The organism is Sphingobacterium sp. InxBP1, assembly GCF_026191775.1.
GTDB classification, from domain to species: domain Bacteria; phylum Bacteroidota; class Bacteroidia; order Sphingobacteriales; family Sphingobacteriaceae; genus Sphingobacterium; species Sphingobacterium thalpophilum.
Genome location: NZ_JAINDX010000040.1, coordinates 24016 through 39233 on the forward strand (window position 1 = coordinate 24016; position 15218 = coordinate 39233).

Consider the following 15218-nt stretch of genomic DNA (forward strand, 5'->3'; position numbering starts at 1 on the left):
TTCTTTAAGAAATTGGAATTGTATGAAATTTGAATTGACATCAGAGTATAAACCTACAGGCGATCAGCCAGAAGCAATTAAAGAATTGGTCGCCGGGGTGCTACAGGGCGAGCAGTATCAGACTCTTCTAGGCGTCACAGGATCTGGTAAAACATTTACCGTGGCCAACGTAATTCAGGAGACGCAGAAACCGACATTGATACTGAGCCACAACAAGACACTGGCCGCACAGTTGTATGGGGAATTCAAACAGTTTTTTCCTAAAAACTCTGTCAATTATTTTGTTTCCTATTATGATTATTACCAACCGGAAGCTTTTATTGCCTCGACCAATACCTATATCGAAAAAGACCTGGCCATCAATGAGGAAATTGAAAAACTGCGCCTGGCAACAACCTCTGCTTTGATGTCCGGCCGCCGGGATATCGTGGTGGTTTCTTCGGTATCCTGTATCTATGGTATGGGAAATCCGGAGGATTTTTCGCGGTCGATTTTTCGTTTCGGTGTGGGGATGACTGTCAGCCGCAACGCCTTTTTGCACAAACTGGTTGAAATCCTGTACTCGCGGACGACGACAGAGTTCAAACGCGGTACCTTTCGTGTTAAAGGGGATACGGTAGATGTGTTTCCGGCGTATCTGGACAATGCGATCCGGATTTCTTTTTTTGGTGATGAAATTGACGAATTGAGCGAGATAGATCCCGTTTCTGGCAAAACATTGAATAAAATGGAGGATCTCGCACTTTTTCCTGCAAACCTGTTTGTGACGCCAAAGGAGAAATTCAAGGAATCCATATGGGCTATTCAGGATGAATTGCTGCATCGCAAAGCGCAGCTCGAAGAGGAAGGGCTGATGCTCGAAGCCAAACGTTTGGAGGAGCGGGTCAACTATGATCTGGAAATGATGCGCGAATTGGGGTATTGTTCAGGTATAGAGAATTATTCCCGTTTTTTCGATGGCAGAAAACCCGGCATGCGTCCATTCTGCTTGCTGGATTATTTTCCGGAAGATTATCTCCTGGTCATTGACGAGAGCCATGTGACCCTGCCACAGCTGCGGGCCATGTACGGTGGTGACCGCTCGCGCAAAGTATCCTTGGTGGAGCATGGTTTCCGCTTGCCAGCTGCACTGGACAATAGACCACTGAACTTTCCTGAGTTTGAGTCTTTGACGAATCAGACTATCTATGTGTCAGCGACTCCGGGGGATTACGAACTGCAACAGACAGAGGGGGTTGTTGTGGAACAGGTTATTCGACCGACTGGGCTACTGGATCCGGTCATAGAGGTGCGTCCGGCAATCAATCAGGTGGACGATTTCCTGGAAGAAGTGGATAAAACCGTAAAAGATGGAGGGCGTGTCCTGGCAACGACGCTAACGAAGCGTATGGCGGAAGAACTCACAAAATATATGGCCAAGCTCAATTTAAAGGTGCGCTATATACACTCGGAAATCAAGACATTGGAGCGTGTGGAGATTTTGCGGGGACTGCGTCTCGGTGAGTTTGACATATTGGTTGGGGTGAATTTGCTGCGGGAGGGCCTCGATTTGCCCGAAGTGACCTTGGTGGCTATCCTCGATGCCGATAAAGAAGGATTTTTGCGGTCAGAACGTTCGCTTATACAGACCATTGGACGTGCCGCAAGGAATGACCGTGGGCGGGTCATCATGTATGCGGATAAGATGACGGATAGTATGCGCGTAACGATAGATGAAACAAACCGCCGAAGAGATAAACAGATGAAATACAATCTGGAGCACGGGATTACACCGAGAACGGTAGGTAAGACCAGGGAAGAGATCCTGGAGCAGACTTCAGTTGCGGATTTCTCTGCTGCTGAACCAAAAGTGTATGTTGAACCTGATCCGGCGCAGGCCGTAGCCGCCGATCCGGTGATGCAGTACCTCAGTGAAAAGGATCTGAAGAAAGCGATTGAAAATGTCCGTAAGAAGATGGACAAAGCAGCTAAAGAGATGGACTTTCTGGAAGCAGCCAAATATCGGGACGAAATGTTTTCATTGGAAAAGCTTTACGAAGAGCGTTTTTCCTAACCATCTTGTTTATCGCATTTAAGCGGGCACCAGGTTGGTTCTTCTTTTTTTGAGCTCCTCATAAGAAGTGTATACTGCATCGAATTTGAATGGTGCAGTATTTTTCGTGTATACTGTTCGGCTTTGCTGTTGAATAATATTGTTCAATTGTTAACATATTTTGCGAAAATCAAATTCTTCTGCCTAAATTAGGGCTTTAATCTAAACTAAAGCATACAATAAATGAAAAAGCCAATTCTGGTTGTCAAATTTGGATCGGCTTCTATCACCACGAAAGAGGGAGAAGTTGACGAACGTATTGTTTTGGAGATTGCCAGGCAGATTGCTTCCTTACAGAAGAAATATAATATTGTTCTGGTATCTTCGGGTGCTGTTGCTGCAGGAAAGCGTTTTCTCCCGAGTTACACCGGAACTTTATCGGAGCGGAAAGCTGCGGCGGCCATTGGGAATCCGATTCTCATCAATACCTATTCGACTTATTTCAGGCCTTTTAAGATTTCGCTTGCGCAGAGCCTGTGTGAAAGGCATCATTTTTCTAACCGCGATCAGTTCCTGCAACTTAAAAATACCTATGAAGAGCTGTGGCGAAATAACGTTATTCCGATTGCGAATGAAAACGATGTGGTAAGCAACAAAGAACTGAAATTTTCGGACAACGACGAACTGGCAACATTGATAGCTGTAGGCTTTGGTGCGGAGAAACTGCTGTTCAGTACCTCTGTTCCGGGGGTACTGGATACCGATAATAAAATCATAGACCGGATCGAGACGATCGACCGGGAGGTCCTTGGGCTGGCCCGAAAGGACAAGTCTGCTGTCGGTCTCGGAGGAATGACATCGAAATTGAATTTTGCGCGGCTGGCCAATCAGATGGGGATTGCTGTTGTGATTTTTAGTATGCAGACTGAAGATGCCATAAAGAAAGCGGTCAGGCACGAGACCGGTACCCTGTGTATGCCGGAGAGCAAGAAGATTTCTTCCCGGAAGAAATGGCTTGCGAGCGGCAGTCTAATCAAGGGTGAGCTGATGGTAGACAGGGGGGCTGAGGAAGCACTTTTAAAGCATAAGAGTCTACTTGCCGTTGGGGTAACGCGGGTCGTCGAACATTTTGAAAAAGGGGAGGTGCTGAATATTGTCAATTTGGATGGAGTCACTATTGCGGTTGCACGGGCCAAGATGGATTCGTCCTTATTCGCACAGTCCAGTAAGAAGAATTTGGAAATTGCACATGCAAATGATATCGTATTGTTATGAGTGAATCAATCGTAGAACAGTTACAGGCAGCGACCAGGGCCAAACAATTTTTACAGCAACTTGCTTCCGAAGCAAAAATCGGAATCTTGAATGCGATAGCGGCCGCACTTATAGATCAGGAGAAAGCTATACTTGAGGCCAATAAGCTGGATCTGGACCGGATGGATGATGAAGATCCGAAAAAAGACCGGCTATTGCTGAATAGTGACCGGCTGCTGGGGCTGTCAGAAAGTGTCAGGCAGATCGCTACACTGGCCGATCCGACAGATCAGCTGTTGCTTAAGAAAGTGCTGCCCAATGGGCTGGAGATAGAAAAGATTACTGTCCCATTGGGTGTAGTGGGCGTCATTTATGAATCGAGACCCAACGTCACGATTGATGTTGCAGCCCTCTGTATTCAATCAGGCAACGTGTGCCTATTGAGAGGCGGTTCGGACGCCTTATATACCAATGAAGCACTGCTGAAAGTAATATATGCAGTGCTGGAAGCAAGAAGCATACCCAAGGAGATCGTACAACTGCTACCGGTAGACCGCAAGCATGTATCAGAACTTCTGGAAGCTACCCGGTATGTGGATATCATTATCCCACGTGGTTCGCAGTCTCTAATCGATTTTGTGCGGGCCAATGCCAAGGTTCCTGTTATTGAAACAGGGGCTGGGGTATGTCATACCTATGTTGATGAGACGGCTGATCTTGATATGGCCGCAAAGATTGTAGCCAACGCTAAAATCTCGAGGCCTTCGGTCTGCAATTCGCTGGATACAGTATTGGTGGACCGGTCGGTAGCGGGAACCTTCTTGACTAAGTTAATTCCATATTTCGAAGAAGCTGGCGTCGAAGTTTTTGCCGATCCTGTTGCCTTCGAACTCATGCAGCATCAACATTTTGCAAATTTAGCAGCAGCAGAGGAGGCAGATTTTGGAAGAGAATTTTTAGATTTGAAGTGTTCGGTAAAAACAGTGGACGGATTGGACGAGGCGCTGTCGCATATTGAAAGATATTCGTCCAAACATTCGGAATGTATCGTTTCTTCCGATGAAGTTCATATTGAGCGTTTTCTGAACGTCGTCGATGCGGCTGCGGTTTATGTCAATGCATCAACGCGTTTTACCGATGGGGGAGAGTTTGGGTTGGGAGCCGAAATAGGCATCTCGACTCAGAAACTTCACGCCAGAGGGCCATTTGCCCTGGAAAAATTAGTAACAGAAAAATGGGTGGTCCGTGGTAATGGGCAAATCCGATAAAATAAATCATGGGATTAAGTTATAAGAAAGATGTATTGTTGAACTGGATCGAAGAGATCGGTAAATTTCTGCGCATATGGACAGAAGGCCACCATGCACTGACGGAGGCTGACGATCCTGCTGTATTTGATACTGCTTATCAGAAGTTCTTCGAAAAAGACAGGATACATTTCTTGCAGCTTGCTGAAAGTGATCTGATAGCTTATGTCAAGGCAGAGCTTCAGCCGCAGCAGCTGCGTCCGCTGGCATTGACCCTGCTGTTCGATGGTATGCAGGCGAAGCCTGATGAACAACAGAACCTATTGGGCAAAGCAAAACTGCTTCTCAATCTGGCAATGACCGAAACGGCTAGTTTTGATTTTCAAGACTACCAATATCTGGCTTTGATTGACAGTAAATTGAACAACTCCTAAATGTCCCGGCGGCATTTAAACACAACAGCACTCCCGGTTACTAGCAATAAGAAGTTTTAACGTAGAATTTCACGGGCGATGACCAACCGTTGTATCTCAGAAGTTCCCTCGTAGATTTGTGTGATTTTGGCATCGCGCATCAGACGTTCGACATGGTATTCTTTCACATAACCATAACCACCATGGATCTGTATAGCCTCTACAGTATGCTTCATAGCTACCTCCGAAGCATGTAGTTTGGCCATAGCAGCTTCTTTACCATAAGGTAGCCCCTGATCCTTAGTCCAGGCCGCTTTGTAGGTCAATAGTCTGGCAGTTTCAATATCAACATCCATGTCAGCGAGTTTGAACTGTATCGCCTGATGTTCGGCAATTGGTTTTCCGAAAGTTTTCCTTTCTTTGGAATATGCGAGTGCGAGGTCGTAGGCGCCGGCGGCAATGCCCAGGGCCTGAGCTGCTATGCCGATGCGTCCGCCATCCAAGGTTTTCATGGCGAACTTAAATCCGAAGCCATCCTCACCAATGCGGTTTTCTTTTGGTACCCTCACATCAGAAAATAGCAGTGAGTGTGTGTCCGAACTGCGTATGCCCAGTTTATTCTCTTTAGGACCGATAGTGAAGCCCGGTAATCCTTTTTCCACAATCAGCGCATTGATTCCCTTGTGGCCTTTTTCGGGGTGAGTCTGCGCAATGACGATGTAGATATCGGCGTGACCGCCATTGGTGATCCAATTTTTGGTTCCATTCAACAGGTAATGGTCGCCTTTGTCCTCCGCGATGGTATGCTGTGACGTAGCGTCCGATCCCGCTTCAGGTTCGGACAAGGCGAAAGCGCCTAGCATTTCGCCTTTAGCCAGGGGGACAAGATACTTTTGTTTCTGTTCTTCGGTTCCGAAAGCATGGAGACCATATAACACCAGTGAGTTATGTGCTGAGACAATGACTGCGGTGGAAGCATCGATTTTGGCGATCTCCTCGAGCACTAGTACATAGGCTAACGTATCCATTCCAGAGCCTCCGTATATTTCGGGCGTCATAATGCCCATGAAGCCCAGTTCAGCCATTTTGCGGACAAATTCGGAGGGAAATTGAGCGTCTTCGTCGCGCTGTATCACACCCGCCTTTAGTTCTTGGGCAAACTCCCGCGCTGCATCACGGATCATTTTGTGTTCTTCGCTTAGTTCAAAGTTCATGGTCTACTAATTTGAGGTTTATCAATTATTTTTCGGATATGCCTATGCCTGCAGGCAACACGCTTTCAGCGAGTCAACGCTGTAAATCTGTCTATTTACCTGACTTACCCAAATATACGAATATATATTATGCAAGCATAGTATTATATAAATAGATTTTTCATTTTAATCTAAGAATTTGGCCAATTATTTGTTTGCTAATTTTAATCTACTATATTTGTAGAGTATGTAGTTTTGAACAGTTTAAACAAAAAGATTATGAGTTTAAGATTAGGAGACGAAGCGCCAAACTTTAAGGCGCAGACAACCATCGGTGAAATTGATTTTCACGATTATATTAAAGATAGCTGGGTGGTATTTTTCTCACATCCGTCTGATTACACTCCGGTATGTACAACAGAGCTGGGCCGTACGGCAAAACTAAAATCTGAGTTCGACAAACGTGGTGTTAAAGCTATTGCCCTGAGTGTTGACAGCGTAAGTGATCATCTGGACTGGATCAACGATATTAACGAAACGCAGCAGACAGAAGTAAACTTTCCTGTCATTGCCGATGAGGACCGTCACATTGCGGAATTGTACGATATGATTCATCCCAATGCATCTGCAACAGCAACGGTACGTTCAGTGTTTATTATCGGGCCGGACAAGAAAATAAAGTTGACATTAACCTACCCCGCGTCTACAGGAAGGAATTTTGACGAGATTTTGCGCGTCATCGACTCTTTGCAATTGACGGCAGACTATCAGGTGGCTACACCTGCGGACTGGAAACATGGCGAAGATGTGATTGTCGTACCAGCTATCAAAACAGAAGATATTCCAGCTAAGTTCCCGAAAGGTTACAAGGAAATCAAACCGTATTTGAGGACAACGCCGCAACCGAACCTGTAAGTGTTCGGCAAATGCGATGTGCCTGTTATGCAAACGTCAATCTTCCATAAGATTGACGTTTTTATTTTAACGGCTTATCGTCCTCTCTCTCCGTCGACGTACCTTAAGGTTATTTCAGTACGCTGGCCATTAGCTGATGTTACCGCAAACCTTGATAGCGCTGAAAATAGAAAGTTTCTTTTGGACCGATAAAGAGAAGGTATTTTAAATAAAAAAAGGCAGTGCTTGAGCACTACCTTTTTTGGGCATTAAAATTACAGTTTAGTATACTTTGACCATATAGATATAGTCCTGTAGTTTTTTGATCTGTTCGGTTCTTGGCAGACCTGCCAACGTGTTTTTCTTATTAATTTTTACTTCAGCCGACAATGAGTCCGTTGGGATAGCTGCAATCGCATTCATTATGGATTTGGTTTTAATGGCAAATGCAGCACCATCGATTCCTCTTTGTTTACCCGATATAATTCCGATTACGTTTCCTTTGCTATCCAGCACAGGGCCGCCGCTGTTGCCCGGGTTCACAGGGACAGAGATCTGATATGCAATCGTGTCTCCGGCGTAACCTGTGGATGAGCTTAGGTAGCCCTGCCCGTACACTGCTTCGTCTCTAGGAAAACCAATCGTATAGATATCTTCCCCTAAATCTGAAGTTGATGTCTTGAAGGTATAGGGCAGACTTTTAACCTTTTTGAAATTCTTATCTGCGATGTACAGGATCGCTAGATCCTTGCTGGCATCCGTATGGACAACCTGAGCTTTGTACGACTCGCCTTTACTGTTCTGTAAATAGATGGAATCAGCCCCGCTGATGACGTGGTAATTGGTGACCACATAACCATCGGTGGTGAGCATAAAACCAGTCGCACCAAATTGGCTTTCACCGGCCGTTACTGATTTCTTGTCATTGATATCCCTAATTGCTGCATTGTGCGCATTCACATTCTTTTTGACATTATTCATATCACGGCGCAAAGCACTGTAATCAGAAGATGCTTTTTCCAGGTTGCTATAATAACCACTTAACCATAATGTGCCAAATACTGCAAATACGGCCACTACCGCCGCTACTAAAGAACTTGCTTTGATTCGCTCCCAAAGAGAAATAACAGCGGACTGTTTCATTGGAACCACTTTGGTGGTTCTGCTCTGAGATTGATGGTATTCTTTAGCTGATTTTGCCAATGCGTTTTTGAAATCAAGCCTTTGGCTTGTCTCTTTCATATGAGCAACAAAATCGCGATGTTGTTGTAATTGGGCAGCATAGGAAGGGTGTTCAGCACAGAAAGATTCGAATGCTGCTTGTTCTGCCGCTGCTAACTCGCCGCGGAGATATTGGTCAGCCCACTCGAAAAATTCGCTTTGATTCATTGTTCCCATGGTGTTACTCAAATTTACTCTGTTGAAAAAAATATTTTTTTCAGCCTCTGCAGGCATTTATATTTTTGAGTCTTGGCGTTATCAGTATTGGTGTAACCAAACTTTTCACAGATGTCCTGCATCGAGTGGTTTAAGATATAGAAATCATATAAGATGGTCTTACACGGTTCTCCCATTTTCTCCAGCGCCAGTTCCATTTGATCGAACTTCTTTTCGAGTTCTTGATGCTGCTGTAAATCTTCCTCCTCAAAAAGGAAATCTTCATAGCCGCTAATGTCACTATTGCCAAAACCAGCACGATTGAGCTGTTTAAGCCAAAGCCTTCGGCAAATGGAGTAAAGATATGTCTTTAGCTTGCTGCTGAGCTCAAAATCACCTTTGGTCACTTTGTCATAGAGCACGATTACAGCCTCCTGAAAGATATCTTTTGCTTCATCCTCACTTCCGTTGTTTTGCAGTATCATATGGCTTATGGAGGGGTAATACCGCTTATAGATAGTATCTATCGCTAAGCTGCTTCCGCCCTTAATGCCTTCAATGATTTGCTCATCATCTTCTAGCAGGATTGATTTACCGAATTTACTCACCTATTAATACCTTAATGCTTAAATTGTAACCCGTTGAAAAATGAAAATATTCAAAATATTTTCAAACGTAAACTTTTATTTGTTGAATGCGAAATCTATAATCAAAAATACAGCTTATTCCTTGAAAGCGAAAGCATTTGTTTTTTTGCTCTTCTATTCCAGTTGCTTGCTTTATTTTATGTATCGAAAAAGTTTCGCAATCGAGTGCTTTGACTATCTGCTTGTTATTCCTATAAAATGAACTTACATTTGGTCGTCCTGAATTAAAATGCTTACATACATGATGTTAAGAAAATCTATCTTTTTTTCAACCATTTTGGCCTCACTGCTGCCGTTCGGTTTTCGTCCCGCAGCCGCACAATCTCCTAACCCACATATCCCCGGCTTTCAGTATGAACACACGCTGGCCCCCAGTGGTCATGAATGGGAATCCCCCCAGCTATTGGCCCTCAATAAGGAACTGCCACACGCCTCCTTTTTCTCTTTTAAAAACGTTGAAAGTGCCCGAAAAGTACTTCCAGAGCATAGTGATTTCTGGCTTTCTTTAAATGGGAACTGGAAATTCCATTGGGTAAAGACGCCGGAGGAGCGGCCAAAGGATTTCTTCGATCCCAGATACGATGTGACTGCCTGGGAGTCGGTCCCCGTTCCGATGAGCTGGAATATCTTTGGTATCCAAAAAGATGGCAGTCTAAAATACGGTGTGCCGATTTATACAAATCAGCGGGTTATCTTTCACCATCAGGTGAAAACCGATGACTGGCGCGGCGGCGTCATGCGGACGCCGGCAAAAGACTGGACGACTTACGTTTATCGCAATGAAGTAGGCTCATATAGACGTAACTTTACCGTTCCAGCAACCTGGGATGGCCGTGAAGTTTTTATCAATTTTGATGGCGTCGATTCTTTCTTCTACCTCTGGATCAACGGTAAGTATGTGGGGTTTTCAAAGAATTCAAGAAATGTAGCTTCGTTTAATATCACCACTTTTTTGAAGCCTGGAGCAGAGAACGTTCTGGCGGTTGAAGTCTACCGTAATTCGGATGCGTCATTTTTGGAGGATCAGGATATGTTCAGGCTTCCCGGCATATTCCGGGATGTCGCATTGACGTCGACCCCGAAAATACAGATACAAGATCTGGCAGCGATACCCGAATTGGATAGTAACTATGTGGATGGTACACTAAAAATCAGGACGAACGTCCGCAATCTGAGTGGTAAAAAAGCCGCTGGCTATAAGATTGCGTATTCCTTATACCAAAATGAATTATATAGCGACCAGAATACCTTAGTTGACCAGGTAGAAACAATCGCTGCCGTACCTGAACTCGATGCGAAAACGACACATACGATAGGGGCCATTTTGGCCGTAAAGCATCCAAATAAATGGTCTGCTGAATTACCTCACCGTTACACCCTGGTTGCAGAATTAAAGGACAGGAAAAACCGGACAGTGGAAGTAGTTTCGACCTATGTGGGCTTTCGGAAAGTTGAAATTAAGGACACCAAGGCCAGCGATGACGAATTTGGTTTGGCTGGACGTTACTTTTATGTCAACGGTAAGACTGTTAAACTGAAGGGTGTCAACCGGCACGAGACCAATCCCAAACACGGCAAGGTGGTGACCCGTGAACAGATGGAAGCCGAAGTGAGGTTGATGAAACGCGCTAATATTAACCATGTCCGTAATTCGCATTATCCTGAACCAGCATACTGGTATTATCTCTGTGATAAATATGGTATTTACCTTGAAGATGAAGCCAATATTGAGAGTCACCAGTATTATTATGGGAAAGAATCTCTTTCTCATGTGCCGGAATGGAAAGCAGCGCATGTGGCACGTAATATTGAAATGGTCCGTGCGACGATCAATCATCCTTCCGTGGTGATCTGGTCGCTTGGAAATGAAGCCGGACCGGGCAATAATTTTGTGGCAGCCTATGAAGCCATCAAGAAAATAGATACATCAAGACCTGTGCAGTATGAGCGGAACAACGCTATTGTTGATATAGGTTCAAATCAGTATCCTTCCATCGACTGGGTGAGGGGTGCCGTAAAAGGGACGTATAAGTTAAAATATCCCTTCCATATTTCAGAGTATGCGCATTCCATGGGCAATGCTGCCGGAAACTTGATCGACTATTGGGAGGCAATTGAATCGACCAACTTTTTCATGGGAGGCGCAATCTGGGACTGGATCGACCAGGCCATGTACTACTATGATAAAAATACCGGTGAACGCTTCCTGGCGTATGGAGGAGACTTTGGCGATAAGCCAAATGACGGTACTTTTGTCAACAATGGGCTAATATTTGCCGATATGAAACCCAAACCTCAGTATTACGAAGTAAAAAAGGTATACCAGAATGTGGCCGTCACCGCCATCAATATGCAAGCGGGTAAAATTGAGCTGTTTAATAAAAACTACTTCAAAGATCTGAGCGAGTATAATGCACGATGGTCGCTATATAAAGATGGCGTCGAGGTGGAGGGAAGCGGCGGCATCCTGCCTGCGTCGGAGCTACCTGGGCCACGTCAACGTAGGCAGATCGTGTTACCTATCGGTTATGAAAAACTGGATGCGGGCTCCGAATACTTTATAAAAGTACAGTTCTTACTGAAAGAGAACAGCGCCTGGGCGGATAAAGGCTATGTGCAGATGGAGGAGCAACTGTTTGTCAAAGCAGCTCAGAATAAACCGTCTATGGCTACAGTGGCAAAGGGCAGTACTCCTGTACTGAATAAAGAAGGTGATTTACAAGTTATAAAAGGCGAGCAGTTTGTCGCCAAATTTGACAATAAAACAGGCACGATTCATAGCCTGCTGTATGGCAATAAACAGATTATCCGCGAAGGCGAAGGACCTAGGCTGGATGTGTTACGCGCTCCGGTGGACAATGATAACTGGGCTTATCAACAATGGTTTGAGAAAGGGCTGCACAACCTCAAACATAAAGTGCTCTCGGCGGATAGTTATACCAGGAAAGACGGTGCGCTCATACTAACTTACACTGTAGAATCTCAAGCACCTTACGGAGCTTCCTTATTGGGGGGGACCTCAGGAACCTATTCTCTCAAGGAACATATCGACAAGCCGTTTGGTGAGGACGACTTTAAATTCACGAGCAACCAGATCTGGACGATTTATAAAGATGGTTCGATTGAGCTGTCTTCGAGCGTGACATCGAATAATGCCAGTGTTGTACTCGCGCGGCTGGGCTACTCGCTACAATTGCCGGGCGAATACCATAACTACAGTTATTACGGCCGCGGGCCGATCAATAATTATGCAGATCGCAAAACTGCACAATTTATTGAACTGCACAAAAGTACTGTAAAAGATCAGTTTGTGCCATGGCCTAATCCGCAGAGCATGAGTAATAATGAAGATGTCCGCTGGGCTGCCCTGACCAACGACAGCGGACAAGGTGTGCTCTTTGTTGCAAAAGACCGTTTGTCTACCTCTGCTTTGGAATATAGCGAGCTAGAACTCACATTTGCGCCACATCCACACCAATTACCCAGAAGTTCTGGCGTGCATCTGCATCTGGATGCGGCAGTTACGGGGCTAGGTGGGAATAGCTGTGGACAAGGGCCACCATTGGAAAAAGACCGCGTAAAGGCTGTTCCAACTTCGTTGGGCTTCCTTATCCGTCCGGTGCGACAGGCTAATTTAAGAGAACAGGCTCATGTCGCTGCAGCTGGAGACGTACCTATTTCGATTACCCGGGCTAGTAGCGGTGAGGTATCCGTTCTCTCTGAAAATGCCGTAGAGCCTATTGTCTATAGCGTGAACAATGGGAAAGCCAAGAGGTATACAGCAGCTTTTGACCTGCGTCAGGGCGGAAATGTGACGGCTTGGTATCAGGGGAATGAGAAATTGAAGGTGACGCAGCAATACACGAAAATTGAGACCGTACCTATGGAAGTTGTACTTGCTTCGAGTCAGGAGACGGGAGAGGGAAATGCAGCCAACTTGTTAGATGGGGATCCATCGTCCATCTGGCATACCATGTATTCCGTAACCGTCGCGCAATATCCGCATTGGGTTGATTTTGATGCCGGGAGTATAAAGACGATCAAGGGATTTACATTTTTGCCGAGGCAGGATGGTTCCAATGGTGATATAAAGGATTATAAAATTCAGGTAAGTAAAGATGGTAAAAACTGGGAAGATCTGATGTCGGCCTCATTCGAGCGCAGCAAAAAACTCAAAACTGTCCGCTTTGAAAGTCCCGTTAAAGGGCGTTACATCCGGTTTACAGCGTTGACCTCACAGCGCGGGGATGATTTCGCTTCCGGGGCAGAATTTGCTGTCATCGCTGAATAGACCATGCTGAAAATAATTTTTGGGAGCGACCACCTGCATCCGCAGGTGGTGGTTTTATGGGGAGATTACTGTAGCAAGTGGAACAACCGAGGAACTGGTGGAACAGATTGGGAGATGCCCTTCAAGGGCGTGGCAGTATGAGTTAAACAAACGCGGATAAGCATATAAACAAAAAAAAAGCATCATTTGAGGAAAATGATGCTTTTTTTGTTGGCGGTCTGGACGGGACTCGAACCCGCGACCCCATGCGTGACAGGCATGTATTCTAACCAGCTGAACTACCAGACCAACGTTGGATTGTTTAAAATTTTAGCGGTCTGGACGGGACTCGAACCCGCGACCCCATGCGTGACAGGCATGTATTCTAACCAGCTGAACTACCAGACCTAAAATCTTAAGGATTGTTTTTAAGTTTTGGCGGTCTGGACGGGACTCGAACCCGCGACCCCATGCGTGACAGGCATGTATTCTAACCAGCTGAACTACCAGACCTAAAAATCTTAAAAACTTATTTTGTTAAAGAACGTGATGAGCTTTTGGCTCTATCTTGATGCGGTCTGGACGGGACTCGAACCCGCGACCCCATGCGTGACAGGCATGTATTCTAACCAGCTGAACTACCAGACCTCAACCCTTCCTCTCAGAAGGTGTGCAAATATAGCGTTTGTTTACGTATCTGCAAAGGTTTTTTGAAAAAAACTACTCTACTTGGCCTTCTTTCATCTTCTCCGCATTCTCTGCAAATTGCAATGCGTCGATAATACCTTGAATATCACCATCCATGATAGCAGGCAGATTATACATCGTCATTCCGATGCGATGTTCAGTTACACGGCCCTGAGGGTAGTTGTAGGTCCGGATCTTGGCAGAGCGGTCTCCAGTGGATACCAAAGTCTTTCTTTTGGCCGCGATGTCGCCGTTCTTTTTATTCAGTTCGAGTTCATAAAGCTTGTTGCGCAGCATTTCCATGGCCAGTTCGCGGTTAGCTAACTGCGAACGTTCGACCTGACAGATAACGACAATTCCGGTAGGTTTATGCGTGAGCTGTACTTTGGTCTCTACTTTGTTGACGTTCTGCCCACCAGCACCGCCGGAGCGTGAGGTCTGCATCTCAATATCACCGGGATTGATTTCGACGTCTACGTCTTCGGCCTCCGGTAATACAGCGACAGAGGCAGCCGAGGTGTGCACACGGCCCTGAGTTTCTGTATCAGGTACACGCTGGACACGGTGTACTCCGGATTCATACTTTAACTGCCCATAAACATCTTCACCGATTACTTTTAAAATAACCTCTTTATAGCCGCCGGATGTTCCCTCAGTGACATCCATCACCTCGTTGCGCCAGCCTTTACTTTCAAAATAACGGGTGTACATACGGTAAAGATCACCGGCAAATAAGGCTGCTTCATCACCTCCTGTTCCACCACGGATCTCGATAATGGCGTTTTTGGCATCTTCAGGATCTTTCGGAATGAGCATCAAACGGATTTCTTCCTCCTTCTGCTCTTTTTCCACCAGCAATAGATCCAATTCCTCCTTAGCCATCTCACGAAGCTCCTGGTCTTTTTCGTTCATGATGATGTCCTTATTGGTTTCGATATTGCTGACCATATTTTTATAAATATGATATTGCTCAACGATTTTGCCCAGATCTTTGTATTCTTTATTCAGTTTGGCAAAACGTTTCATATCTTGCATGGTTTCAGGGTTGCTCAATTCGGCTTCCACTTCTTCCCATCTTTCTTTGATCGCTTGTAATTTATCTAACATATATCAAAAATGCTTCTTCTAGGAATTATGACCTAGATTACTATTGAGTGTACAAAAGTAAGGAAATTTTGTTGCTTTTGAACTACCTAGGCAGCTA

General features: G+C 45.3%; 10 protein-coding genes and 4 tRNA genes. 6 read left to right on the plus strand and 8 right to left on the minus strand.

Annotated features, from left to right (window positions below):
- Positions 1–22 precede the first annotated feature (22 nt).
- From uvrB to K7A41_RS04510, 4 genes are all read left to right on the plus strand, one after another.
- A complete protein-coding gene (gene uvrB, locus K7A41_RS04495) occupies positions 23–2053 on the plus strand; it encodes an excinuclease ABC subunit UvrB (RefSeq protein WP_265712780.1) in 2031 nt (676 codons plus the stop codon).
- 222 nt (positions 2054–2275) lie between these two features.
- Entirely contained in the window at positions 2276–3307 is a 1032-nt protein-coding gene (gene proB / locus K7A41_RS04500) for a glutamate 5-kinase (RefSeq protein ID WP_265712781.1), read from the plus strand.
- The gene (locus K7A41_RS04505; RefSeq protein WP_037534678.1) at positions 3304–4554 is read left to right on the plus strand and encodes a glutamate-5-semialdehyde dehydrogenase; all 1251 of its coding nucleotides are present in this window, start codon (positions 3304–3306) and stop codon (positions 4552–4554) included. The genes proB and K7A41_RS04505 overlap by 4 nt, the downstream gene beginning before the upstream one ends.
- Before the next feature lie 8 nt (positions 4555–4562).
- Entirely contained in the window at positions 4563–4967 is a 405-nt protein-coding gene (locus tag K7A41_RS04510; RefSeq protein WP_265712782.1) for a hypothetical protein, read from the plus strand.
- Between the two features lie 56 nt (positions 4968–5023).
- Here the strand turns inward: K7A41_RS04510 and K7A41_RS04515 are convergent, their stop codons facing one another.
- Positions 5024–6160, minus strand: coding sequence for an acyl-CoA dehydrogenase (locus tag K7A41_RS04515; protein WP_028072429.1), 1137 nt, complete (start codon positions 6158–6160; stop codon positions 5024–5026).
- Between the two features lie 258 nt (positions 6161–6418).
- On the opposite strand from K7A41_RS04515, the gene K7A41_RS04520 reads away from it, so the two are divergent.
- On the plus strand, positions 6419–7054 hold the full coding sequence (locus K7A41_RS04520; RefSeq protein WP_028072430.1) for a peroxiredoxin: 636 nt from the start codon (positions 6419–6421) through the stop codon (positions 7052–7054).
- A 261-nt stretch (positions 7055–7315) separates the two neighbouring features.
- On the opposite strand, the gene K7A41_RS04525 is transcribed toward K7A41_RS04520, so the two are convergent.
- Positions 7316–8422: a S1 family peptidase gene (locus K7A41_RS04525; protein WP_028072431.1), complete on the minus strand. Its 1107-nt coding sequence runs from the start codon at positions 8420–8422 to the stop codon at positions 7316–7318.
- 23 nt (positions 8423–8445) lie between these two features.
- Complete coding sequence (locus K7A41_RS04530; RefSeq protein ID WP_265712783.1) at positions 8446–9018, minus strand: RNA polymerase sigma factor; 573 nt, start codon at positions 9016–9018, stop codon at positions 8446–8448.
- Between the two features lie 280 nt (positions 9019–9298).
- Here K7A41_RS04530 and K7A41_RS04535 point away from each other — a divergent pair, with 280 nt between their 5' ends.
- Positions 9299–13348, plus strand: a complete 4050-nt coding sequence (locus K7A41_RS04535) for a glycoside hydrolase family 2 TIM barrel-domain containing protein (RefSeq protein ID WP_265712784.1) — start codon at positions 9299–9301, stop codon at positions 13346–13348.
- A 211-nt stretch (positions 13349–13559) separates the two neighbouring features.
- Here the strand turns inward: K7A41_RS04535 and K7A41_RS04540 are convergent.
- From K7A41_RS04540 to prfA, 5 genes are all read right to left on the minus strand, one after another.
- Positions 13560–13636: transfer RNA gene (locus K7A41_RS04540), tRNA-Asp, on the minus strand.
- Between the two features lie 25 nt (positions 13637–13661).
- A tRNA-Asp gene (locus K7A41_RS04545) sits at positions 13662–13735 on the minus strand.
- 28 nt (positions 13736–13763) lie between these two features.
- A tRNA-Asp gene (locus tag K7A41_RS04550) sits at positions 13764–13840 on the minus strand.
- Between the two features lie 61 nt (positions 13841–13901).
- Positions 13902–13975 (minus strand) — tRNA-Asp (locus K7A41_RS04555).
- A 72-nt stretch (positions 13976–14047) separates the two neighbouring features.
- Positions 14048–15121 carry a peptide chain release factor 1 gene (gene prfA / locus K7A41_RS04560; protein ID WP_028072435.1) on the minus strand — a complete coding sequence of 358 codons (1074 nt, stop codon included), beginning with the start codon at positions 15119–15121 and terminating at the stop codon, positions 14048–14050.
- Positions 15122–15218 lie beyond the last annotated feature (97 nt).